Origin of the sequence: Pseudomonas sp. 2725, from assembly GCF_050434585.1 — a bacterium.
Classification (GTDB): domain Bacteria; phylum Pseudomonadota; class Gammaproteobacteria; order Pseudomonadales; family Pseudomonadaceae; genus Aquipseudomonas; species Aquipseudomonas jessenii.
On sequence record NZ_JBNDIV010000007.1, the window covers coordinates 63,196 to 85,895 of the forward strand.

The following is a 22,700-nucleotide window of genomic DNA, read 5'->3' on the forward strand; positions in this document are numbered from 1 at the left end:
GGGCAGCAAAAAAAATGCCCATTTCTGACTGTGTGATGACTGGAGCGAGCGACAGACTGAATTCCATTTCGAAAACTCCATAAACCATTGTGGGAGCGAGCTTGCTCGCGATGGCGTCCGATCATTCAACATAGATGTTGGCTGTCAGATTGCTATCGCGAGCAAGCTCGCTCCCACAGGGTTTTTCAGTGTTCGGGATATCCCGGTTACACCAGAATCGAAGTCCCGGTCATTTCCGCCGGTTGCTCAAGGCCCAGCAACTTCAGCATGGTCGGCGCCACGTCCGCCAGCACGCCGCCTTCGCGCACCTTCAGGTCGCGCTTGCCGACATAGATGAACGGTACCGGCTCGGTGGTGTGCGCAGTGTGCGCCTGGCCGGTGGTTTCATCGGACATTTGCTCGACGTTGCCATGGTCAGCGGTGATCAAGGCTTCGCCGCCGACTTTTTCCAAGGCATCGACGATGCGACCCACGCACAGGTCCAGGCATTCAACGGCCTTGACCGCCGCTTCGAACACGCCGCTGTGGCCAACCATGTCGCCGTTGGCGTAGTTGACCACGATCACGTCGTAACGCTGGTTTTCGATGGCGTCGACGATGCGGTCGGTGACTTCCGGTGCGCTCATTTCCGGCTGCAAGTCATAGGTGGCGACTTTTGGCGACGGAATCAGGATGCGTTCTTCGCCCGGGAACGGTTCTTCGCGGCCGCCGGAGAAGAAGAAGGTCACGTGGGCATATTTTTCGGTTTCGGCGATGCGCAGTTGGGTCTTGCCGTTTTTCGCCAGGTAATCGCCCAGTACGTTTTCCAGGCTGCCGGCCGCGAAAGCCGACGGCGCAGGAATGCTGGCGGCGTATTGGGTCAGCATGACGAAACCGGCCAGTTTCGGCTGGCGGGCGCGCTCGAACTCACTGAAGTTGTCTTCGACGAACACGCGGGTCAGCTCGCGGGCACGGTCGGCGCGGAAGTTCATGAACACCACGGCATCACCGTCTTCGACTTTTACCGGCTCACCGATGGAGGTGGCCTTGACGAATTCGTCGCTCTCGCCACGTTCGTATGCCGCCTGCAGGCCTTCCTGGGCGGTGGCGGCGTTGAATTCGCCCTGGCCATCGACAATCAGGTTGTAGGCCTGGGACACGCGGTCCCAACGGTTGTCGCGGTCCATGGCGTAGTAGCGGCCGATGATGCTGGCGATCCGGCCTTTGCCCAGGGCCTGGAAGGTCGCGTCGAGCAGTTCGATCGACGACTGCGCGCTTTTCGGCGGAGTATCGCGGCCATCGAGGAAAGCGTGCAGGTAGATGTTTTGAGCGCCGCGCTTGAAGGCCAGTTCGGCCATGGCAACCAGGTGATCCTGGTGGCTGTGTACGCCGCCATCGGACAGCAGGCCCATGAAGTGCACGGCTTTGCCGGCGGCGACCGCTTTGTCCACGGCAGCGCAGATGGTCGGATTCTCGAAGAACTCGCCGTCGCGGATCGATTTGGTGACGCGAGTGAAGTCCTGATACACCACGCGGCCTGCACCCAGGTTCATGTGGCCGACTTCGGAGTTGCCCATCTGGCCGTCCGGCAGGCCGACGTCCATGCCGCTGCCCGAGATCAGGCCGTTCGGCACGGTGGCCCACAGGCGGTCCAGTACGGGCTTCTTCGCGGCGAAGATAGCGTTGGATTCAGGGCTGTCACTGTGACCGAAGCCGTCGAGAATCATCAGGACCAAAGGTTTAGGCGTGGTAGTCATGGAATCCACTCGTGGCTGAGATAAAAAGGAGCAATGGAAAAGGGAGTGGCAGTTTAAAGCGAAGTTCCGGCCGCGTCACCGCCGGACGGGGTTTGGCCCACCATAGTGGCTGTGTATACTGGCCGACATTTTAACGCCCTGGAACCTCCTTCGATGGTTGCTAACCTGATTCAATTTGCCACTAATCACTACATTCTCGTCGGTATCTTCGTCGTACTGCTGGCGTTGCTGATTGCCTATCAAATGCAGGGCGGCGGCCGTAGCCTGAGCACCGGCGAACTGACCGGGCTGGTCAACAAGGACGCAGGCGTAGTGATCGACATTCGTCCGACCAAGGATTTCGCCGCCGGTCACATTGTCGGCGCGCTGAACATCCCTCAGGACAAACTGACCGCTCGTGTAGGTGAGCTGGAAAAGCACAAGGCCAAGACCATCATCCTGGTCGACGCCATGGGCCAGACCGCCGGCACCCACGCCCGCGAATTGATGAAATCCGGCTTCACCGCCGCCAAGCTGTCCGGCGGTATCTCCAGCTGGAAAGCCGACAATCTGCCGCTGGTGAAGTGATATGAGTAGCGTCGTCGTCTATTCCAGCGATTACTGCCCTTACTGCTCGCGAGCCAAGTATCTGCTCGAGAACAAAGGTGTGGCCTTCGAAGAGATCAAGGTCGATGGCAAGCCGCAGGTGCGCGCTGCGATGGCCCAGAAGGCCGGGCGTACGTCCGTGCCGCAAATCTGGATCGGCAGCACCCACGTGGGCGGTTGTGATGATCTGTTCGCCCTGGAGCGTGCCGGCAAGCTCGACGCGCTGCTCAGGGCCTGACGGCAATACCCCAAACAAGCAAACCTAAAAGAACCCTGGATCAAGAAGGATCTGCGATGACTGACCAACAGAACACTGCTGCGAACGAAGAAGAAACTGCACCGCAATTCTCCTTGCAGCGCATTTATGTGCGTGACCTGTCCTTCGAAGCTCCGAAAAGCCCGGCGATCTTCCGCCAGCAGTGGGAGCCGAGCGTCGCTCTGGATCTGAACACCCGTCAGAAGACGCTGGAAGCCGACTTCCACGAAGTCGTGCTGACCCTGTCGGTTACCGTGAAAAACGGTGACGAAGTGGCGTTCATCGCTGAAGTGCAACAGGCCGGGATCTTCCTGATCAAGAACCTGGATGACGCTTCGATGAGCCACACCCTGGGTGCGTTCTGCCCGAACATCCTGTTCCCGTACGCTCGCGAAACCCTGGATAGCCTGGTGACCCGCGGTTCGTTCCCGGCACTGATGCTGGCTCCGGTGAACTTCGATGCGCTGTATGCGCAAGAGCTGCAACGCATGCAGGCTGCTGGCGAGACTCCGACCGTTCAGTAAAAGCGTTTCAATACTGTGGGAGCGAGCTTGCTCGCGATGAGGTCACCAGCTTCAACATCAATGTTGACTGATGCACCGCCATCGCGAGCAAGCTCGCTCCCACATTTTTTTGGGGGTTACTTGAAGTCGTTCTGACGCCAGGCTTCGTAAACGGCCACCGCCACGGTATTGGACAGATTCAGGCTGCGGCAGCCCTCGCGCATCGGCAGGCGCAGGCGTTGCTCGCCGGGCAGGGCATCCAGCACTTCGGCGGGCAAGCCACGGCTTTCCGGGCCGAACAGGAATGCGTCGCCCGGGGCGAAGCTGGCATCGTGGAACGGCCGCGAACCCTTGGTGGTGAAGGCGAACAGTCGTGGATGGCCGAGGCTCTCCAGGCAGCTGGCAAGGTCCGCGTGGCGTTGCAGGGTGGCATACTCGTGGTAATCGAGGCCGGCCCGGCGCAGGCGCTTGTCGTCCATCTCGAAGCCCAGCGGTTCGATCAAATGCAGGTGGCAGCCACTGTTGGCGCACAGCCTGATAACGTTGCCGGTATTCGGCGGAATTTCTGGTTGGAAAAGGATGACGTGAAACATGCACGGCTCCGAAGGCAAAGATGACGCGCATTCTACGCCGCCAGAAGGCGTGCGTTCGAAACTATTCCTGCGGGTAATGGGCTCGCTGGCGATTGTCGGGGTGATGGTCGGGATGATGATCGGTCGCCTGACCACGCCAGACCCCAGTCAGCTGCAGCAGGTGGAAGTGACGAACGACGGGCTGGTGGTGTGGTTCAACAATGAACCCAAGACCCACGGCGAAATTGTGGACGGCAGTGTCGCGCTGCTGTTTGGCGCCGAGGGCAAGGCGCAGAAAGGTCAGCTCAAGCTCGGCGGCAAGGACGTGAACTGGCGGGTACGTTTGAGCGATGGGGGGTTGTTGCTGACACTGGTAGCGGCCCGGCCCCTGCGGGGCGAATGGGTCGGTAGCGAGGTTGATGACCGCTGGCGGCTGGAGATCCGTCTCCGGGAGCAATAAAAGAGGGAATCCCCGGCCTGCCTGTACCAAGGTCCCCGAAACGGGAGGCTCGTCGCGAGTGCGGTGTGAGCCTGGTGTAAAGAAGGAACCCCTGACCTGCCTGTATCAAGGGCCCCAAAACGGCTGGGCTCGTCGCGGGTGCGGTGTGAGCCCGATGTAAAGAGGGGAATCCCCGGCCTGCCTGTACCAAGGTCCCCGAAACCGGGTAGGTGAACTGATTCACTTGAAAGGGTTATTGCAGGGGGCATGCCAGGTTTTAACAGCTTGGAACAAAAAATCGCTTTGAAGCGCTGAAAGCCCCGAGATCCGGGGCTTTTGTGTTTTTGGGTGGCGGGTAGTATCGGGTTTTATGGCGAGGTTTCAGGACAGTGGTTGTGCGCGATTGCGGTTCACGGTGCATTGCGGCGGTGCACTGATAACCCAAAAAGCATCGCGAGCAAGCTCGCTCCCACAGGGTTCGATGGTGTCTGCACGATCGTGAAAACACCGAAAATCCACTGTAGGAGCGAGCTTGCTCGCGATTGGGCCTAAAGATCAGCGAAGTACTAAAGGCTGTTTAGCCCTCATCCCCCTCATCATCATCCCCGCCATCAACCTTCATCCCCAATTCCTTGATCTTGCGGGTCAGGGTGTTGCGTCCCCAACCCAGCAAGACGGCGGCATCACGGCGGCGACCGGCGGTGTGCTTGAGGGCGGTCTCGATCATGATCCGCTCGAAGGCCGGTACGGCGCTGTCGAGCAGGCTTGACTGACCACGGGCCAGCGCCTGGTCGGCCCACTGGCGCAGGGCCTGTTCCCAGTTGGTCACGGGCGCCGAGTCCTGAGGCAGGCTCAGCAGCTCCGGCGGCAGGTCGCCGATGTGCACTTCGCGACCCGAAGCCATCACCGTGATCCAGCGGCAGGTATTCTCCAACTGCCGCACGTTGCCGGGCCATGGCAAGTTCTTCAGGTATTCCTCGGTTTCGCTTTTCAGCAGCTTCGGTTCGACTGCCAGTTCCTGGGCAGCGCGGCCGAGGAAGTGCTTGGCCAGGGTCGGGATATCTTCGCGGCGATCCGACAGGCGCGGGATATGGATGCGGATCACGTTGAGGCGATGGAACAAGTCCTCACGGAATTTCCCGGCGTGCACCAGGGTTTCCAGATTCTGGTGAGTCGCGGCGATGATGCGCACATCGACCTTCACCGGCACGTGACCGCCGACGCGGTAGAACTCGCCGTCGGCCAGTACCCGTAGCAAGCGGGTCTGGGTGTCAGCGGGCATGTCACCGATTTCGTCGAGGAACAGCGTACCGCCGTCGGCTTGCTCGAAACGCCCGCGACGCAGGTTGGCCGCGCCTGTGAACGCGCCTTTCTCGTGGCCGAACAGTTCGGATTCCATCAGGTCTTTGGGGATCGCCGCCATGTTCAGCGCAATGAACGGCGAAGCGGCGCGCGGGCTGTGGCGATGCAGCGCGTGGGCCACCAGTTCTTTACCGGTACCCGATTCACCATTGATCAGCACGGTGATGTTGGAGTGGCTCAAGCGTCCGATGGCGCGAAACACTTCCTGCATCGCCGGCGCTTCGCCGATGATTTCCGGGGTGCGGGTCAGGGTCGGGGCAACTTCCAGCCCTTGTTGTTCCTGAGCGTGCTGGTTGGCGCGCTTGACCAGGGAAACCGCTTCATCAACGTCGAACGGCTTGGGCAGGTACTCGAACGCGCCGCCCTGATAGGACGCGACAGCGCTGTCCAGATCGGAGTGCGCGGTCATGATGATCACTGGCAGCCGCGGGTGCTGTTCGCGAATCCGCGCCAGAAGCTCCAGACCGCTGGCGCCGGGCATGCGGATGTCGGAAATGATCACATCCGGCTGCTGGCGCGCCAGACGGCTCATCACGCCATCGGCGCTGTCGAAGCTTTGCGTGGTCATGCCTTCCTGTTGCAAGGCTTTTTCCAGGACCCAACGGATAGAACGGTCGTCATCGACGATCCACACGGTTTCACTACGGCTCATGTCGATGTGGCTCCTTGTTCCAGTGGCAGAAAGATCGAGAAGGTGGTGTGGCCGGGGTGGCTGTCACATTCGATCAGGCCCTGGTGCTGGCTGATGATGTTCTGGGTAATGGCCAGGCCCAGCCCGGTACCGTCCGGGCGACCGCTGACCATGGGGAAAAAAATGGTTTCCTGAAGTTCTGCCGGGATGCCCGGACCGTTGTCGATGATTTCGATCTTGGTCACCAGACGATGGCGCACGTGGCCGATGGTGAACTGGCGCATGGCGCGGGTGCGCAGGCTGATTCGCCCCAGGCGCAGTTCGTTCTGGCTGCTGATGGCCTGCATCGCATTGCGCACGATGTTCAGCACGGCCTGAATCATTTGTTCGCGATCGATCAGGACGTCGGGGATGCTTGGATCGTAGTCGCGCACCAAGGTGATGCAACCCTGGCTTTCAGCCTCCACCAGATGGCAGACACGCTCAAGCACTTCATGGACATTGCACATGGCCAGCGACGGCAGCTTGTTGGAGCCGAGCATGCGATCCACCAGATTACGCAGGCGGTCGGCTTCTTCGATGATGACGTTGGTGTAGTCGCGCAGGCTTTCTTCCGGCAGTTCCCGGGCCAGCAATTGTGCCGCGCCGCGAATCCCGCCCAAGGGGTTCTTGATTTCATGGGCAAGGCCGCGCACCAGCATCTTGCTGGTTTCCTGTTTCGACAGTTGTGCTTCTTCTTTGGTGATCCGCAGCAGGCGGTCACGGGGGTGGACTTCGAGCAGCAGCATCGTGTCGCCGTTGCTCAGAATCGGTGTTACCGCGTAGTCGACGGTCAGGGTCTGGCCGGTGAGTGCGGTGAGCATGGCTTCGCGCTTGGTGAACGGGTGCGCCTGCTCGACGGCCTGGCGCAACGAGTTCAGCGCTTCGGTCGATTCGGTAAACAACTCACTGATGAACTGCCCATGGCTGCGCTGACCGCTGATGGCCAGCAGCATCTCTGCCGCCGGGTTCATGTACTCGAGGCGCAGTTCGGCGTCGAGAAGGATGGTGGCAGTGGTGAGGTTGTCGAGTAGCAAACGGTGGAGTGCGTCGCTAATGGTCATCGGGACCTCTTTTAGGGCAGAGCGTGCGTAAAAAAATGCTGATACGGGCAAAATGCAAAAACCAAACCAAGGCTCCGAAAAGAAGCGTTCAGCGCCTGAAACAGGCGTTTGACGCTCGTTTACGTGGCGTTCTGCCAGCTATCGCGGGTACTTTCGAACCAAAATGGGTTGGAGTGTGAGTACGGTGCAAACAATTGCACCAATATAGTGCGCAAGCCTGAACGAGGTTAAAAGAGTCTCAAGAAAGGATTTTTTTCTTCGCCTGGTCTGTCGCTGAGCGGGCATTCCGGCCGCTGGCCGTAGTCTTCGAGAGTGCAGGGTTTGATCCTGCGCTTCTGCATGTGGAAAGGTTGGTTGGCGGTGCGTTCGACGATGCGCCCCTGTTCGTCGAGGATTTCCACGGACAGGGTGTGGCTGCCGCGATCGATGTTGCTCAGCGGGAACACCGGGCTCAGGCCAGGTTCGGCGGTGGGCTGGCCGTCGAGCAGCAACCGGTAGTGGTGACCGGGTTGCAGGGCCGGTTCGTTGGTGGCGCTGACAATGACTTCGCCGGTGTTGCTGCGGATGGTTGCGTCGGGTTCCGGGATCAGGATACGCAGCACCTCATAGTGGAACAGCGCCTGTACTTCAGGACTGCTCTCGGCGATCAACGGTGCTGCGCTGGTGGGGTTGGCCGCTATTCGATTGCTCTTTGTCAGCGGTACACGCCGGGCGTCGCCGGGTTTTGGCTGGTCGGTGAAAACCCGGTTGCCCTGAGCATCGACATACATGAAGACCTCTGCCGAGGCGGGCTGGGCGATCAGGCAGGCGATCAGTAGCCAGACCTTCAAGGTTTGTGCACCCGCTGTACGGTGAATGTCACCGCAGGGCCCTGCTGCACAACGTTTTCGCCATCGATCACTTGCACGGCGAGGCGGTGTTCGCCGCGATCGATGTTCACCAGTTGCAGGATCGGCACATTGCCTGGCTGGCCGTAGGGCTGACCGTCCAGCAGCAGGCGTAACAGGTGGGTGGCTTGCAGGCGCGGTTTGATCAGTACGTTAATCGTGAAGGTGCCATTGTTGGCACGTAACGCTTCTGTGGTGGGCAGGCCGGTGAGTTCCAGTTTTTCGTAGGCTCGGTGGGTCGGCTCGGTGTTATTGCCTGCCAGAGGTTGTGCAGGATCGACGGGCGGTTGACGCTCGATGCTGTTGATCGGTGGCAAATCAACCGCCCGGGCGTCAACGCCATCGGGCGGTTGATTGCTGTAGGCGGTATTGCCGGCGGCATCGGTGTATTTGTAGATTTGAGCCATCACAGGAGAAATGAAGGACAGCAGTAGAAGTAATAAAAGTGGCCGCATTCGGACTCCCTGTGTGAAGCAAAGACTACTCCGCCAATGGAATACCTTCGCTGCCAGCATAGAACACAACCAGTTCTACCGGTCCATCGCCGGTGACTCCGCGATGAGTGATATTGACCATTTCGGCCAGTGCTTCGCCTTGTTTGACGCGTCTGGTCTGGCCGCTGTTCCTGTCCTCGATCGTTAGCTCGCCTGAGAGGATGTAGCCCGCGTTGGGAATGGGATGGGTGTGCCAGGGGAGTTTGGTATTGGCAGGTATCGTGAGTTTGAGCACTGTCAGCTCGGGCACGGCATCCGGGTAGCGAATGTAAGGTGTGCCGTCCCACGACTTGCTGCTTTGAAGCAGGATTTCCCGTTCGATGTCTGTCGATGGGGAAATTGTGGTGCAGCCTAGAAGGGCGAGGGCGGTGAGAGCGGCCAGTAGCGTCTTGAGTGGGAAAGTTTTCATCATTCCATCCGTTGATTGCAGGTAGAGAACAGCCTACGAGTCATTCAGATGGGTTGATGCCGGACGATGCTGTGTGTGCCCGAAGAGATGTCTAACTTTATTGTCGGAAGTTGCCTACAAAAAAGGCCTCCCGAAGGAGGCCTCTTTTTGTCACGCCGCGTGCCGCGGCGCTACCGGATCAGCAGCTGTAGTACAGCTCGTATTCCAGTGGGTGTACGAAGGTACGTACCTTGATTTCTTCTTCGCTTTTCAGGGCGATGTAAGCGTCGATGAAGTCGTCGCTGAAAACGCCGCCTTTGGTCAGGAACGCACGACCTTTGTCCAGCTCTTCCAGGGCTTCTTTCAGGCTGCCGCAAACCTGTGGGATCTCTTTGGCCTCTTCAGGCGGCAGGTCGTACAGGTTTTTGTCAGCGGCGTCGCCAGGGTGGATCTTGTTCTGGATGCCGTCCAGGCCAGCCATCAACAGTGCGGCGAAGCACAGGTACGGGTTGGCAGCCGGATCCGGGAAGCGTGCTTCGATACGACGGGCTTTCGGGCTCGACACGTAAGGAATACGGATCGAAGCGGAACGGTTGCGAGCCGAGTAGGCCAGCATCACTGGAGCTTCGAAGCCTGGAACCAGACGCTTGTAGGAGTTGGTCGCCGGGTTGGTGAAGCCGTTCAGGGCCTTACCGTGCTTGATGATGCCGCCGATGAAGTACAGGGCGGTGTCGGACAGGCCGGCATAGCCTTCGCCAGCGAAGGTGTTCTTGCCATCTTTCCAGATGGACATGTGTACGTGCATACCCGAGCCGTTGTCGCCGTACAGAGGCTTAGGCATGAAGGTCGCGGTGCGGCCGTAGGCATCGGCAACGTTGTGCACGACGTACTTCAGGGTTTGGGTTTCGTCGGCTTTCTTCACCAGGGTGTTGAACTTGACGCCGATTTCGTTCTGGCCGGCAGTCGCCACTTCGTGGTGGTGAACTTCGACGGTCAGGCCCATTTCTTCCAGTGCGTTGCACATGGAGGTACGGATTTCGTGGTCGTGGTCGAACGGCGGAACCGGGAAATAGCCGCCTTTGACGCCTGGACGGTGGCCTTTGTTGCCGCCTTCGATGTCCTGGTCGGACATCCACGAACCTTGTTCGGAGTAGATCTTGAACATGGAGCCGGAAATGTCGGACTTGAACTTCACCTGGTCAAAGATGAAGAACTCTGGCTCAGGACCTGCGTATACGGTGTCACCGATAGCGGTGGCTTTCAGGTGCTCTTCGGCGCGCTTGGCGATCGCACGTGGGTCGCGGTCGTAGCCTTGCATGCTCGAAGGCTCGATGATGTCGCAGACCAGGATCAGGGTCGGTTCTTCGGTGAACGGATCCAGAACAGCGGTGGAGTCGTCCGGCATCAGGATCATGTCGGAGGCTTCGATGCCTTTCCAGCCGGCGATGGAGGAGCCGTCGAACATTTTGCCGACTTCGAAGAAGTCGTCATCCAGCGCATCGCGAGCCGGCATGGTCACGTGGTGCTGAGTGCCTTTGGTGTCCGTGAAGCGCAGATCAATCCACTTGACGTCATGATCTTTGATGAGTTGAACCGACTTCGACATAGTGTCCTCCGGGTGTATTAGGGCTGGTAGTGGATGCCCTTAAATGTTTGTGATGCCGGCGCGAATACTCTGCCAAGGCAACCTGCCTCACAAGGGAGCAAATTGCATGCCAGTGCCCCAGCATGGATTTTTTGCCCCAAAATCACGCTTGAGAGGGCGTTTTTCCCTTTAAAGCAGAAAAGCTCGCCCTGTAATGTGGCGCCATATCCAATAAATGACCTGTTTTGGTGCATGCAAAACCTTCTGCACATTAACTGGTTAAACCTTGAGCAATTTCCGCTATAATCCGCGCCCCCCTTTTTCGGCAGGCCATGCGCGCGCTGTTTCCATGAAATTAATCGTAAAAGTCTTCCCCGAGATCACCATCAAGAGTCGACCTGTCCGGACGAAATTTATCCGCCAGTTGGCCAAAAACATCCGCGCCGTGCTCCGTGATCTGGATCCGGCCGTGGTGGTGAACGGCGTGTGGGACAATCTCGAGCTGGAAACCCGTGTTACCGACCCGAAAGCCTTGAAAGAGATGGGTGAACGCCTGACCTGCATGCCGGGCATCGCGCACTTTCTGCAGATCGACGAGTACCCGCTGGGCGACTTCGACGACATCACCGAAAAGTGCAGGCAGCACTACGGCGATGCGCTGGCCGGGAAAATTTTCTCGGTGCGCTGCAAGCGTGCGGGCAAGCACACGTTCAGCTCGATGGACGTCGAAAAATACGTCGGCAGCAAACTGCGTCGCGAGTGCGGCGCCGCCGGGATCGACCTGAAAGCGCCGGAAATCGAAGTCCGGATCGAAGTTCGCGACCAACGGTTGTTCGTGATCCACAGCCAGCACAACGGCATCGGCGGATATCCGCTGGGCGCGCTGGAGCAGACCCTGGTGCTGATGTCCGGTGGCTTCGACTCCACCGTGGCGGCCTACCAGATCATGCGCCGCGGCCTGATGGCGCATTTCTGCTTCTTCAATCTGGGCGGACGTGCCCACGAACTGGGCGTCATGGAAGTCGCGCATTTCATCTGGAAGAAGTACGGCAGCTCCCAACGCGTGCTATTTGTCAGTGTGCCGTTCGAAGAAGTGCTGGGCGAAATTCTCGGCAAAGTCGATAACAGTCATATGGGCGTAGTATTGAAGCGTATGATGTTGCGCGCTTCCTCCCAAATTGCCGATCGACTGCACATCGACGCACTGGTCACCGGTGAGGCGATCTCCCAGGTGTCGAGCCAGACGCTGCCGAACCTGTCAGTGATCGACTGCGTGACCGAAAAGCTGGTACTGCGCCCGCTGATCGCCAGTCACAAGCAGGACATTATCGACACGGCAATCGAAATCGGCACCGCCGATTTCGCCCGGCACATGCCGGAATACTGCGGCGTCATCTCGGTCAATCCGAAGACCGCGGCCAAGCGCTATCGCGTCGAGCATGAAGAGAAAGAATTCGATATGGCGGTACTCGAGCGTGCGCTCGAAAACGCCAAGCTGGTGCCGATCGATCGCGTGATCGATGAATTGGGCCAGGACTTGCAGATTGAAGAAGTCAGCGAAGCGCTGGCCGGTCAGATCGTCATCGACATCCGTCACCCGGATGCCGCTGAAGACGACCCGCTGGATCTCGCTGGCATCGAGGTACAAACGATGCCGTTTTATGCAGTGAACGCTCGTTTCAAGGAACTGGACCCTACTCGCCAGTACCTGCTGTATTGCGACAAAGGCGTGATGAGTCGCCTGCATGCCCACCATTTGCTCAGTGAGGGGCATGCCAATGTGCGCGTTTATCGACCGAGCTAAGTGCCCGGGGCTGTTTGCCTGTGGCCTGCGTCACCGGCCCCCCGATGCCACCGTCAAGCTGTAACGGCTTTCACGGACGCTACTGTTAATCGCTGCCAAGACTTGTCAGCACACCGAATCCTCTGATCGAGATACACAAGTGATCGAAAATCTACGCAACATCGCCATCATTGCCCACGTTGACCATGGTAAGACCACCCTGGTAGACAAACTCCTGCGTCAATCCGGCACCCTGGAGCGCAACGAGCTCAACGACGAGCGCGTGATGGACTCCAACGACCAGGAGAAAGAGCGCGGTATTACCATTCTGGCGAAAAACACCGCCATCAACTGGAACGGCTACCACATCAACATCGTGGACACCCCGGGCCACGCCGACTTCGGCGGCGAAGTTGAACGCGTAATGTCGATGGTCGACTCCGTTCTGCTGCTGGTTGACGCTCAAGACGGCCCTATGCCGCAAACCCGTTTCGTGACCAAGAAGGCTTTCGAAGCCGGCCTGCGTCCGATCGTGTGCATCAACAAGGTTGACCGTCCAGGCGCGCGTCCGGACTGGGTTCTGGACCAGATCTTCGACCTGTTCGACAACCTGGGTGCCACCGAAGAACAGCTGGACTTCAAAGTCGTCTACGCCTCGGCCCTGAACGGTATTGCCGGTCTGGACCACACCGAAATGGCTGAAGACATGACCCCGCTGTACCAGTCGATCGTCGACAACGTACCGGCGCCGGCTGTTGACCGTGAAGGTCCGTTCCAGATGCAGATCTCCGCACTGGACTACAACAGCTTCCTGGGTGTTATCGGTGTTGGCCGTATCGCTCGTGGTCGCGTCAAGCCGAACACCCCGGTTGTGGCTATCGGTGCCGACGGCAAGAAGCGTAACGGTCGTATCCTGAAGCTGATGGGTCACCACGGTCTGCACCGCATCGACGTTGAAGAAGCTGCAGCAGGCGATATCGTGTGCATCAGCGGTATGGACTCGCTGTTCATCTCCGACACCCTGTGCCACCCGGACACGGTCGAAGCGATGAAGCCGCTGACCGTCGACGAGCCAACCGTTTCCATGACCTTCCAGGTAAACGACTCGCCATTCTGCGGTAAAGAAGGCAAGTTCGTGACTTCCCGTAACATCAAGGAACGTCTGGACAAAGAGCTGCTGTACAACGTTGCACTGCGCGTTGAAGAAGGCGACTCGGCTGACAAGTTCAAGGTTTCCGGCCGTGGCGAACTGCACCTCTCGGTACTGATCGAAACCATGCGTCGCGAAGGCTTCGAAATGGCTGTAGGCCGTCCGGAAGTGATCATCCGTCTGGTTGACGGCGTGAAGCACGAACCGTTCGAAAACGTCACCATCGACCTGCCGGAAGAATCCCAGGGCAAGGTGATGGAAGAGATGGGCCTGCGTAAGGGCGACCTGACCAACATGGTGCCGGATGGCAAGGGCCGTGTACGTCTGGAATACAACATCCCTGCTCGCGGTCTGATCGGTTTCCGTAACCAGTTCCTGACTCTGACCAACGGTGCTGGCATCCTGACCTCGATCTTCGACCGTTACGACGTGATGAAGTCCGGCGACATGTCCGGCCGTCAGAACGGCGTTCTGGTTTCGGTTGAAACCGGCAAGGCACTGACCTACTCCCTGGAAACCCTGCAGGCGCGTGGCAAGCTGTTCGTAGAACACGGTCAGGAAATCTACAACGGTCAGATCGTTGGTCTGAACAGCCGTGACAACGACCTGGGCGTTAACCCTACCAAGGGCAAGAAGCTCGACAACATGCGTGCTTCGGGTAAAGACGAAACCATCGCTCTGGTTCCACCTGTTCGCTTCACCCTGGAACAGGCTCTGGAATTCATCCAGGACGACGAGCTGTGTGAAGTAACTCCTAAGTCCATCCGTCTTCGCAAGAAGATCCTGGACGAAAGCGAGCGTACCCGCGCTGCCAAGAAAGCCAAGGCATAAGATTTAGCCCTGGCTGAACGAAAACGCCCCCGGTCGAGAGACCGGGGGCGTTTTTGTTTGTCTGGGATTTATGCGGTGTTTGTTCGGGCCTCATCGCGAGCAAGCTCGCTCCCACAGGGGGTCTGTGGTGTTCACACAATTTGTGGTTCACCTCGAACACTGTGGGAGCGAGCTTGCTCGCGATGGCGGCCGATCAGCCGCCGCAAATTTCAGGAAGTATCAGAACCGCTCGATACTCCGCGAACTCCGCTCGCGCTCCACTTCTTTTGGCTTGTACGCGCAATACCCCGGCCGCGGGCCGATTTTCGGGTGATTGCGGCAAGTATCCGGGCGCTTATCATAAATAGTGCACAGACGGCTCTTACGATCCAGGTACAGGCAATCGTTGTTGCTCATGCGCTGGAGGGTAAAGATTCCTGACTTCTGATTGAAGCGTTCGACCAAGCCTTCCTTTTGCAGGCGCTTGGCGATGTTCTTCGGCGGATCACCCAGCTCGAACTCATCGACCACGCCGATGCGGATCAGATCCTTGATCTTGACCTCGACGGGCAGGGTGCAGCAGCTGGACATGCACGAGCCGCACATCGGGGCAGAGTACTTGGCCCAGGTATCGAGGCGGTCGATCTCTGCGGCAGCGATCAGGTTCGGCTTCATCATCGTTTGTTACCAGCGTGTGCATCAGGGCGCGCGATCATACCGGGACTGGTGGATTTTTGAACAACCTTTCGCCAGATTTTTTCACGGCCGGCCAATAAACCGCTAATCCGGCACGGCCCCTGCATTGAATCAGGTACACGACAATGTATTGCCGACCCGATTCGCCCTTACAGGAAAAACTGCCGAACCAGAGCCTCTACCGCCTGTCAGACCGTCTAGGCTCAGACAACTCCAAGCTCGCTCGAGGTCCTATCGATGACTCAAGAACCACTTGTTCGCGAAGCAGAGGTGGCCGCATTCCGCGACGCCGTCTTGACCAAACTCACTTATGCAGTGGGTAAAGACCCGGATCACGCCTTCGACCACGACTGGTTCGAAGCCATTGCCCTGGCCGCGCGGGATCACATGGTCGAGCACTGGATGGACCACACGCGGCAGATCTACCGCAAAGGTCAGAAGCGCGTCTATTACCTCTCCCTGGAATTTCTCATCGGTCGGCTGTTGTTCGACAGCCTGAGCAATCTCGGCCTGCTCGACGTGGCCCGCGAAGCCCTGACCGAACTCGGCGTCGACCTTGAGCGCATCCGCATGCTGGAGCCCGATGCGGCCCTGGGCAACGGCGGCCTCGGGCGTCTGGCGGCGTGTTTCCTGGAAAGCATGTCGACCCTCGGCATCGCCGGTCATGGCTACGGCATCCGCTATGAGCACGGGTTGTTCCGCCAGGCGATTGTCGATGGCTGGCAGCAGGAGCAGACCGAACACTGGCTGGATTTCGGCAACCCGTGGGAGTTCGAGCGGCCGGAAGTGGCTTACACCATCGGTTTCGGCGGCGGTGTCGAGACCCTGACCGACGACACCGGCAAATCCCGACAAGTCTGGTCCCCGGCGGAAACCGTGCGGGCGATTGCCTACGACACGCCGGTGGTCGGCTGGCGCGGGGCGAGCGTCAACACGCTGCGCCTGTGGCGTGCCCGGGCGATGGAAGATCTGCACCTGGAGCGTTTCAACGCCGGCGACCACCTGGGCGCCGTGGCCGAAGTGGCCCGGGCCGAAAGCATCTCCCGGGTGCTGTACCCGGCGGACAGCACCGAGGCCGGCCAGGAGTTGCGCCTGCGCCAGGAGTACTTCTTCGTCGCCGCCTCGTTGCAGGATCTGCTGCGCCGCCATCGCAACATGCACACCTCGGTGCTGACCCTGGGCGATCACGCCTCTATCCAGCTCAACGACACTCATCCCTCGATTGCCGTGGCTGAACTGATGCGGCAACTGGTCGACGTGTATGACGTGGCGTGGGATGCCGCGTGGCATGTCACCGTCGATACGCTGTCCTACACCAACCACACATTGCTGCCCGAAGCGCTGGAAACCTGGCCGGTCGGCTTGATGGAACGCATGTTGCCGCGGCACATGCAGATCATTTACCTGATCAACGCCCACCACATCGACTCCCTGCGGGCCAAAGGCATTCACGACTTCGACGTACTGCGCGCGGTGTCGCTGATCGAGGAAGACAACGGTCGCCGGGTGCGCATGGGCAACCTGGCGTTTCTCGGGTCCCACAGCATCAACGGTGTGTCCGGGCTGCATACGCAGCTGATGCGTCAAACGGTGTTCTCCGAACTGCACAAGCTCTACCCGGAGCGGATCAACAACAAAACCAACGGCATCACCTTCCGCCGCTGGTTGTATCAGGCCAACCCCGAGCTGACCTCGATGCTGGTCGATGCCCTTGGCCCCGAGGTGCTGGACAACCCGGAAGAGCGTTTGCTCGCCCTTGAACCGTTCGCCGAGAAAAGTGCATTCCGCAAGGCGTTTGCCGAGCAACGCCTGCACAGCAAGAAAGCCTTGGCGTACCTGATTCATGAGCGACTGGGCGTGGCGGTCAACCCGGCGGCGATGTTCGACGTGCAGGTCAAGCGAATCCACGAGTACAAACGGCAGTTGCTCAACCTGATGCACACCGTGGCGTTGTACCAGGCGATTCGCGCGGAGCCTGAAATCGACTGGGTGCCACGGGTGAAAATTTTCGCCGGCAAGGCAGCCGCGAGCTATCACCAGGCCAAACTGATCATCAAGCTGACCAACGACATCGCCCGGGTGGTGAACAACGACCCGACCGTGCGCGGCTTGCTCAAAGTGGTGTTCCTGCCCAACTACAACGTCAGCCTGGCGGAGAGCATCATTCCGGCGGCGGATTTGTCCGAGCAGATCTCCACCGCCGGGTTCGAAGCCTCTGGCACCAGCAACATGAAATTCGGCCTGAACGGCGCGCTGACTATCGGCACCCTGGATGGGGCCAACGTGGAAATGAGCGAGCGCATCGGCACCGAGCACATGTTTATCTTTGGTCTCAGCGCGCAGCAGGTGGAGGCGCGCAAACAGAATCATGAGTTCAGCGCGGTGCCGGATATCGCCGCGTCCCATCGTCTGAACGATGTGCTGCAAGCGATTCGTGGTGGGGTGTTCTCGCCGGACGATCCGTCCCGTTACACCGGATTGATCGATTCGCTGGTGGACTACGACCGCTTCCTGGTCTGCGCCGACTTCGATTCCTACTGGCACGCCCAGATGCGCGTCGAAGCCCATTGGCACGATTCGAAGGAGTGGTGGCGCTCGGCGGTGTTGAACACGGCGCGGATGGGCTGGTTCTCGTCGGACCGGACCATTCGCGAGTACGCCACGGAAATCTGGAAGGCACTGGAGTAGTTTTCAGCCAGAACTGCGAGCAAGGCCCGGTTGTTGACGGGCTGGGTCGATATACTAGGCGCTGGATTACCGGGCGGCAGGGTTGATCAGATTCTGAACACACCACAATCCCTTGTGGGAGCGAGCTTGCTCGCGATAGCGCACTGACATTCAACATTAATGCTGAATGTTATGGCCTCATCGCGAGCAAGCTCGCTCCTACAGGGGGTTGTGGTGTTTTCGCACTAGACTGATCAGACACTGTACCGCTTGGACTTGCCTCATGATGGGGCCGCTTAGGGATATCGACCATGCAATGGATGTTCATGCTGATAGGGCTGGTGCTCGGCTGGATACTCGACGAGTCATTCAGCGATGCGCTGCTGGGCGCGTTGTTCGGATTGGGTATCGGCCAGGCCCTTCGCATGGCTCGCATGGACTCGCAGGCAGTCGAGCAGCAGCGTTTGCTGGAACAGGCGCAGGTAGCGCTGCAGGCGGTCGAGCAACGGCTGTTGCTGCTCGAAGCATCGGGCGTCAAGGCGCCGGAAACCCGCGAGCCACTTGTCTCACCTGAAACCATCCTCGATGAAGCACCTGCCGCAGCCCCGGAGTTGGTCTGGGAGCTGCCGCCCGAACTCGAGCCGATCGCCGCAGCGGCCACCGAAACCAACCGTTCGCAGCCCGCCGATGCCTGGAAGCCCGAGCCGATCGCTCGCCAGGCACAACCACCTGTCCCTCCGCGCGGCCCGAACCTTATCGATCGCGCCATCAGCCGTGCCCGAGCCTGGTTGTTCGGCGGCAATACCGTGTTGCGGGTCGGCGTGGTGCTGTTGTTCCTCGGCCTGGCCTTTTTGCTGCGCTATGCCACCGAAGGCGTGGTGGTGCCGGTTGAGTTGCGGTACGCAGGCGTTGCGGCGGCGGCCTTGGGATTGCTCGGGCTGGGCTGGTGGTTGCGGGCGCGCAACAGCAGTTATGCGTTGATCCTGCAAGGGGCCGGGATCGCCGTGTTGTACCTGACGGTGTTTGCCGCGATGCGCCTGCATCCGCTGCTCGATCCCACATCGGGGTTTGGCCTGCTGGTGGCGGTGACAGTCTGTTCGGCGATTCTCGCCATTACCCAGGACTCCCCGGGGTTGGCCGCCGCTGCCGCACTGGGCGGATTCGCCGCGCCGCTGCTGGCCTCCACCGGCGCCGGCAGCCACGTCGCGCTGTTCAGCTACTTTGCCCTGCTCAACGCCGGCATCTTCGCCATCGCCTGGTTCAAGGCCTGGCGGCTGTTGAATGTCATCGGGTTCAGCGGCACCTTCGGCATCGGTTTCGCCTGGGGCCTGCGTTCCTACTCGCCGGAGCAGTTGTGGAGCACCGAGCCGTTTCTGATTTTGTTTTTCCTGATGTACCTGGCCATTGGTCTGCTGTTCGCCCGGCGCAGGCTGCTGGAAATGAGCGATGCACCGGCAGAGAGCAGTCGCGAATCGCTGCTGCAATGGTCGGCGCGCAAGGGCGACTACGTCGACGGCACGCTGCTGTTCGGTCCGCCGCTGGTGGGTTTCGGCTTGCAGTTCGCACTGGTGCAGCATTTGGAGTTCGCTGCGGCATTCAGTGCCTTGGCGCTGGGCATGATTTACATGGGACTTGCCCGTTGGCTGATGGCCGGGCGCACGCTGTTACTGGGGGAAACCTGCCTGGCCTTGGGCGTGATCTTCACCAGCCTGGCGATTCCGCTGGGGCTCGATGCACGCTGGACGACCGCGGCGTGGGCGGTGGAGGGCGCGGGGATCTTCTGGCTCGGCCTTCGCCAGCAAAGGCCCCTGGCCCGGGCGTTTGCCTTGCTCCTGCAACTGGGCTCGGCGCTGGTGTTTCTCAGCGAGTTGCACACCAGCGAGAGCAGCTTGCTTGGTGGTGTACCGCTAGGCGCGCTGTTATTGGGCGTTGCGTTGTTGTTCAGCTTCTACCAGTTGCGTAAAGCCTTGCCGGAGCAGATCAGGCCTTGGGAGTTAAAAGGTCTGCCAGTCCTGGCGTGCCTCGGGCTGGCGTTTCTCTATTTGCTGGCGCCGTTGTTTTTCTTCAGCCACGGCACGGTGATCAGTTGGGCCTTGGCCGGGGCGTTGACGTTGTTGGTTGGCTTGCGCCTGCCATCGCGCACATTCGTATTCACCGCGCTCGCTGTGCAACTGTTGGGTGGTGCACTGTTCCTGGTGACGGGGCCGCTGTTCAGTGAAGGGCTGAGTCCCTTGGCTCATGCTGGATTCTGGGCGCCGCTGGTGTTGGGGCTGGCAGCGATGGTCGGGGCATGGCGTTTGCAGATGGGGCATTCGCCCGAAGCATTCGAAGGGCTGAGCCTGTTGCGATTGTCCCAGGCGTTGCTGGTGTGGGGCGCGGGCTGGTGGGCATTGGCCTGGGTCATCGAAGTGCTGCATTTTGCGTCGCTGCCGATGCAGGCGACTTTGTTGTTGAGCATCGCAGCTGTGAGTGTTGCGCTGTGGACGGAGTTGGCGCTGCGCCTGAAATGGCCGTCACTGGGGGTGCTCGGTACGGTGTTGATTCCCGCGGCGGCGCTGGTGCTGCTGGCGGCCTGGCACTCGCGTTACCACCCGGCGGCCGACGTCGGCTGGCTGGCGTGGGCCGCCGTGTTCGTGGTGCATTTCATGTCCCTGCGACGCCTGGCGCCCATGCTGCCAGCACGCGTGACGAGTGTCGCCCATGTGCTCGGCTGTTGGCTGTTGATGGGGGTGCTGGCGCTGGAGCTGCGTTATGGCTTGCTGGTGTTGTCCGAGCAATACAACGCTTGGCGCTGGTTGGGTTGGGCGATTCTGCCAAGTCTGTATCTGGTTCTGATGGCGGCGCCTCGCGCGTGGCCGTGGCCGGTGGCGGCGTACTCGAGGGAATACCGTGTATACGCCGCCGCGCCGCTGGCGTTGCTGATGCTCGGCTGGTTCTGGCTGGCGAATGTCGCCAGTGACGGTAACGCCGAGCCACTGCCCTACGTGCCATTGATCAACCCGCTGGAACTGGGCCTGTTGTTCGCGCTGTTCGGCATCTATGTCTGGTCCCGCAGCGCCATGACACAACTGGCGCTGCACAAGGATTACGCCGCCATCGCCACGCAAGGGGTCGCAGGTGCCTCGCTGTTAGTGTTCTTTACGGCATTGGTAATGCGTACGGCGCACCATTGGAGTGGGGTGCCGTTCGAGCTGGATCTGTTGCTGGCGTCGATGCGGGTGCAAGCCGGGTTGTCCATCGTCTGGACCTTGATGGCCCTGAGCCTGATGATCGGTGGCCATTTGCGTCGCCACCGCGAAGTCTGGTTGATCGGCGCCGCCTTGATAGGTGTGGTCGTGGCTAAGCTGTTCTTTGTCGAATTGAGTAATCGCGGCGGGCTGGCGCGGATCGTGTCGTTTATCGGTGTCGGCGTGTTGCTGCTGGTGGTGGGCTATTTCGCCCCGCTGCCGCCCAAGCGTGCCGAAGCAGTGCCGGATATCGAGAAACCGGTCCCGGAATCCGAAGGAGTGTCGTCTTGAGTCAGAAGCTGAACCTGGGTTGGTTGGGTGCTGTTGCCATGGGCGTGGTGTTGTCGTCGGTTGCCCAGGAAAAACCGGCGGACTTCACCACCCAAGTGCCTTTGTCGGTGACGGGCGAAGGGCCCTGGTATCGCCTTGAACTGCCCCTGAACGTACAACTGAATGCACGGCAGGCCGACCTGAGCGATGTGCGTGTGTTCAATGCGGCGGGCGAAGTTCAGGCTTATGCCCTGGCCCGGGAATCGGCGCGGAGCAATGAAGCGCGCACCTTGACCGAGGTGAAATGGTTTCCGTTGTACAACTCGGTGGACGCCACTGAAACCGCGCCGAGCGTGCGGGTGCAATCGAGCACCAACGGCACATTGGTCGAGGTGCAGCCCTCCAGTCAGCTGGAGGCGGGTGAGGAAGAGCTGCGTGGCTGGTTGCTCGACGCTTCGGCTATCAAGGCGCCGTTGCAGCAGTTGGTTCTGGACTGGAGCAGCGAGCGCGACGGCTTCCAGCGGTTCACCATCGAAGCCAGCAACGATTTGCAGCATTGGCAGTCCTGGGGCGAAGGGCAGGTGGCGCGACTGACCTTTTCCGACGAGCGGGTCGAACAGCATGAAGTCAACCTGCCGGGCCAGTCGGCACGCTACTTGCGGTTACTGTGGATCACGCCGCATTCGGCACCGACACTGACTTCGGCGCAACTACAGAGCGCCAGTACCCGCAGCCTGCCGCTGCCGTTGGTCTGGTCCCAAGGGTTGACCGGCAGCAGCGTGAAGGCGGGTGAATACACCTGGCAGTTGCCGATGGGGCTGAATGTCGAGCGGGTGCAGATCGAGTTGAGCCAGCCCAACAGCCTGGCGCCAGTGAACCTGGCCGGCCGTCGCGACAGCAGTCTGCCATGGCAGTCGTTGGGCGGCGGTTTGCTCTATCGCCTGGCCCAGAACGGTCAGGATGTGGTGCAAAACGAATTGCAGTTGTCCGGGCAGATCGTCCAGCAATTGAAGCTGACCGTGGACGAACGCGGTGGCGGCCTGGGTGATCGGGCGCCGACGCTGAAGTATGCCGTGCGTGCCACACAACTGGTGTTCCTGGCGCGCGGGCCTGGGCCTTACACGCTGGTCGTGGGGAATTCGACGGCGAAGGCGGCGAACTTGCCGCTGTCGACGCTGATTCCGGATTACAGCCCGGCGAAGCTCGCGACCTTGGGCAGGGCCATTGTGGATGTCGGGGCGGTGGTTTCGAATGCATCGACAGAGAAAACGCTGGCGACGACGGACATCCCCTGGAAGAGGTTCGGCTTGTGGGTGGTGTTGTTGCTCAGTGTCCTGTTCCTGGCGGCGATGGCGTTCAGTCTGCTGCGCAAACCCTCTGTCAAACCCTGAAGAAGGCTGGCGCTTCGCGCCATTCGCGAGCAAGCCCGCTCCCACACTGGATCTGCTTCGTGGCACAAATGGTGTGTGCACAGCTGGTCCAATGTGGGAGCGGGCTTGCTCGCGAATACGGTGTGCCGATCACCAAAGATATCGAAATCTGCTATCCATTCGAGC

The 22,700-nt window shown here is 59.9% G+C and carries 18 protein-coding genes; 9 read left to right on the forward strand and 9 right to left on the reverse strand.

The window, feature by feature from the left end:
* Positions 1-206: 206 nt before the first annotated feature.
* Positions 207-1,736: a 2,3-bisphosphoglycerate-independent phosphoglycerate mutase gene (gene gpmI, locus ABIE16_RS20425; protein WP_429521811.1), complete on the reverse strand. Its 1,530-nt coding sequence runs from the start codon at positions 1,734-1,736 to the stop codon at positions 207-209.
* Between the two features lie 153 nt (positions 1,737-1,889).
* Here gpmI and ABIE16_RS20430 point away from each other — a divergent pair, with 153 nt between their 5' ends.
* The 3 genes from ABIE16_RS20430 to secB are packed head-to-tail and all read left to right on the forward strand — an operon-like array spanning position 1,890 to position 3,101.
* Positions 1,890-2,303, forward strand: a complete 414-nt coding sequence (locus ABIE16_RS20430) for a rhodanese-like domain-containing protein (RefSeq protein ID WP_008047735.1) — start codon at positions 1,890-1,892, stop codon at positions 2,301-2,303.
* Between the two features lies 1 nt (position 2,304).
* Positions 2,305-2,559 (forward strand): glutaredoxin 3, encoded by a 255-nt coding sequence (grxC, locus tag ABIE16_RS20435; RefSeq protein ID WP_008047737.1) that lies wholly within the window; start codon positions 2,305-2,307, stop codon positions 2,557-2,559.
* Between the two features lie 56 nt (positions 2,560-2,615).
* On the forward strand, positions 2,616-3,101 hold the full coding sequence (gene secB / locus ABIE16_RS20440) for a protein-export chaperone SecB (protein WP_057397192.1): 486 nt from the start codon (positions 2,616-2,618) through the stop codon (positions 3,099-3,101).
* 116 nt (positions 3,102-3,217) lie between these two features.
* On the opposite strand, the gene trmL is transcribed toward secB, so the two are convergent.
* Positions 3,218-3,673, reverse strand: coding sequence for a tRNA (uridine(34)/cytosine(34)/5-carboxymethylaminomethyluridine(34)-2'-O)-methyltransferase TrmL (trmL, locus tag ABIE16_RS20445; RefSeq protein ID WP_090452600.1), 456 nt, complete (start codon positions 3,671-3,673; stop codon positions 3,218-3,220).
* On the opposite strand from trmL, the gene ABIE16_RS20450 reads away from it, so the two are divergent.
* Entirely contained in the window at positions 3,672-4,112 is a 441-nt protein-coding gene (locus ABIE16_RS20450) for a hypothetical protein (RefSeq protein WP_429521812.1), read from the forward strand. The two genes, trmL and ABIE16_RS20450, sit on opposite strands and share 2 nt — an antisense overlap.
* A 556-nt stretch (positions 4,113-4,668) precedes the next feature.
* Here ABIE16_RS20450 and ntrC read toward each other — a convergent pair.
* From ntrC to glnA, 6 genes are all read right to left on the reverse strand, one after another.
* Positions 4,669-6,105: a nitrogen regulation protein NR(I) gene (gene ntrC / locus ABIE16_RS20455; RefSeq protein WP_046040882.1), complete on the reverse strand. Its 1,437-nt coding sequence runs from the start codon at positions 6,103-6,105 to the stop codon at positions 4,669-4,671.
* Positions 6,102-7,187, reverse strand: coding sequence for a nitrogen regulation protein NR(II) (gene glnL, locus ABIE16_RS20460; RefSeq protein WP_057712404.1), 1,086 nt, complete (start codon positions 7,185-7,187; stop codon positions 6,102-6,104). The genes ntrC and glnL overlap by 4 nt, the downstream gene beginning before the upstream one ends.
* A 227-nt stretch (positions 7,188-7,414) precedes the next feature.
* The gene (locus tag ABIE16_RS20465; protein WP_429521813.1) at positions 7,415-8,017 is read right to left on the reverse strand and encodes a DUF4124 domain-containing protein; all 603 of its coding nucleotides are present in this window, start codon (positions 8,015-8,017) and stop codon (positions 7,415-7,417) included.
* Positions 8,014-8,529 (reverse strand): DUF4124 domain-containing protein, encoded by a 516-nt coding sequence (locus tag ABIE16_RS20470; RefSeq protein ID WP_429521814.1) that lies wholly within the window; start codon positions 8,527-8,529, stop codon positions 8,014-8,016. Before ABIE16_RS20470 ends, ABIE16_RS20465 begins: the two co-directional genes overlap by 4 nt.
* Before the next feature lie 25 nt (positions 8,530-8,554).
* Entirely contained in the window at positions 8,555-8,977 is a 423-nt protein-coding gene (locus ABIE16_RS20475) for a cupin domain-containing protein (RefSeq protein WP_429521815.1), read from the reverse strand.
* 178 nt (positions 8,978-9,155) lie between these two features.
* On the reverse strand, positions 9,156-10,562 hold the full coding sequence (glnA, locus tag ABIE16_RS20480) for a type I glutamate--ammonia ligase (protein ID WP_008002929.1): 1,407 nt from the start codon (positions 10,560-10,562) through the stop codon (positions 9,156-9,158).
* A 328-nt stretch (positions 10,563-10,890) separates the two neighbouring features.
* On the opposite strand from glnA, the gene thiI reads away from it, so the two are divergent.
* Both thiI and typA read left to right on the forward strand, forming a co-directional pair.
* The gene (gene thiI, locus ABIE16_RS20485; RefSeq protein ID WP_057712400.1) at positions 10,891-12,345 is read left to right on the forward strand and encodes a tRNA uracil 4-sulfurtransferase ThiI; all 1,455 of its coding nucleotides are present in this window, start codon (positions 10,891-10,893) and stop codon (positions 12,343-12,345) included.
* Positions 12,346-12,484: 139 nt separating this feature from the next.
* On the forward strand, positions 12,485-14,305 hold the full coding sequence (typA, locus tag ABIE16_RS20490) for a translational GTPase TypA (RefSeq protein WP_057712399.1): 1,821 nt from the start codon (positions 12,485-12,487) through the stop codon (positions 14,303-14,305).
* A gap of 219 nt (positions 14,306-14,524) precedes the next feature.
* Here typA and ABIE16_RS20495 read toward each other — a convergent pair whose 3' ends face one another.
* Positions 14,525-14,962, reverse strand: coding sequence for a YkgJ family cysteine cluster protein (locus ABIE16_RS20495; protein WP_090452613.1), 438 nt, complete (start codon positions 14,960-14,962; stop codon positions 14,525-14,527).
* A gap of 255 nt (positions 14,963-15,217) precedes the next feature.
* On the opposite strand from ABIE16_RS20495, the gene ABIE16_RS20500 reads away from it, so the two are divergent.
* The 3 genes from ABIE16_RS20500 (at position 15,218) to ABIE16_RS20510 (ending at position 22,535) form a co-directional block, all read left to right on the forward strand.
* Positions 15,218-17,668 (forward strand): glycogen/starch/alpha-glucan phosphorylase, encoded by a 2,451-nt coding sequence (locus ABIE16_RS20500; RefSeq protein WP_429521816.1) that lies wholly within the window; start codon positions 15,218-15,220, stop codon positions 17,666-17,668.
* A gap of 290 nt (positions 17,669-17,958) precedes the next feature.
* Positions 17,959-21,165, forward strand: a complete 3,207-nt coding sequence (locus ABIE16_RS20505) for a DUF2339 domain-containing protein (RefSeq protein WP_429521817.1) — start codon at positions 17,959-17,961, stop codon at positions 21,163-21,165.
* On the forward strand, positions 21,162-22,535 hold the full coding sequence (locus tag ABIE16_RS20510) for a DUF3999 domain-containing protein (RefSeq protein WP_429521818.1): 1,374 nt from the start codon (positions 21,162-21,164) through the stop codon (positions 22,533-22,535). The genes ABIE16_RS20505 and ABIE16_RS20510 overlap by 4 nt, the downstream gene beginning before the upstream one ends.
* The last annotated feature ends 165 nt before the right edge of the window (positions 22,536-22,700 follow it).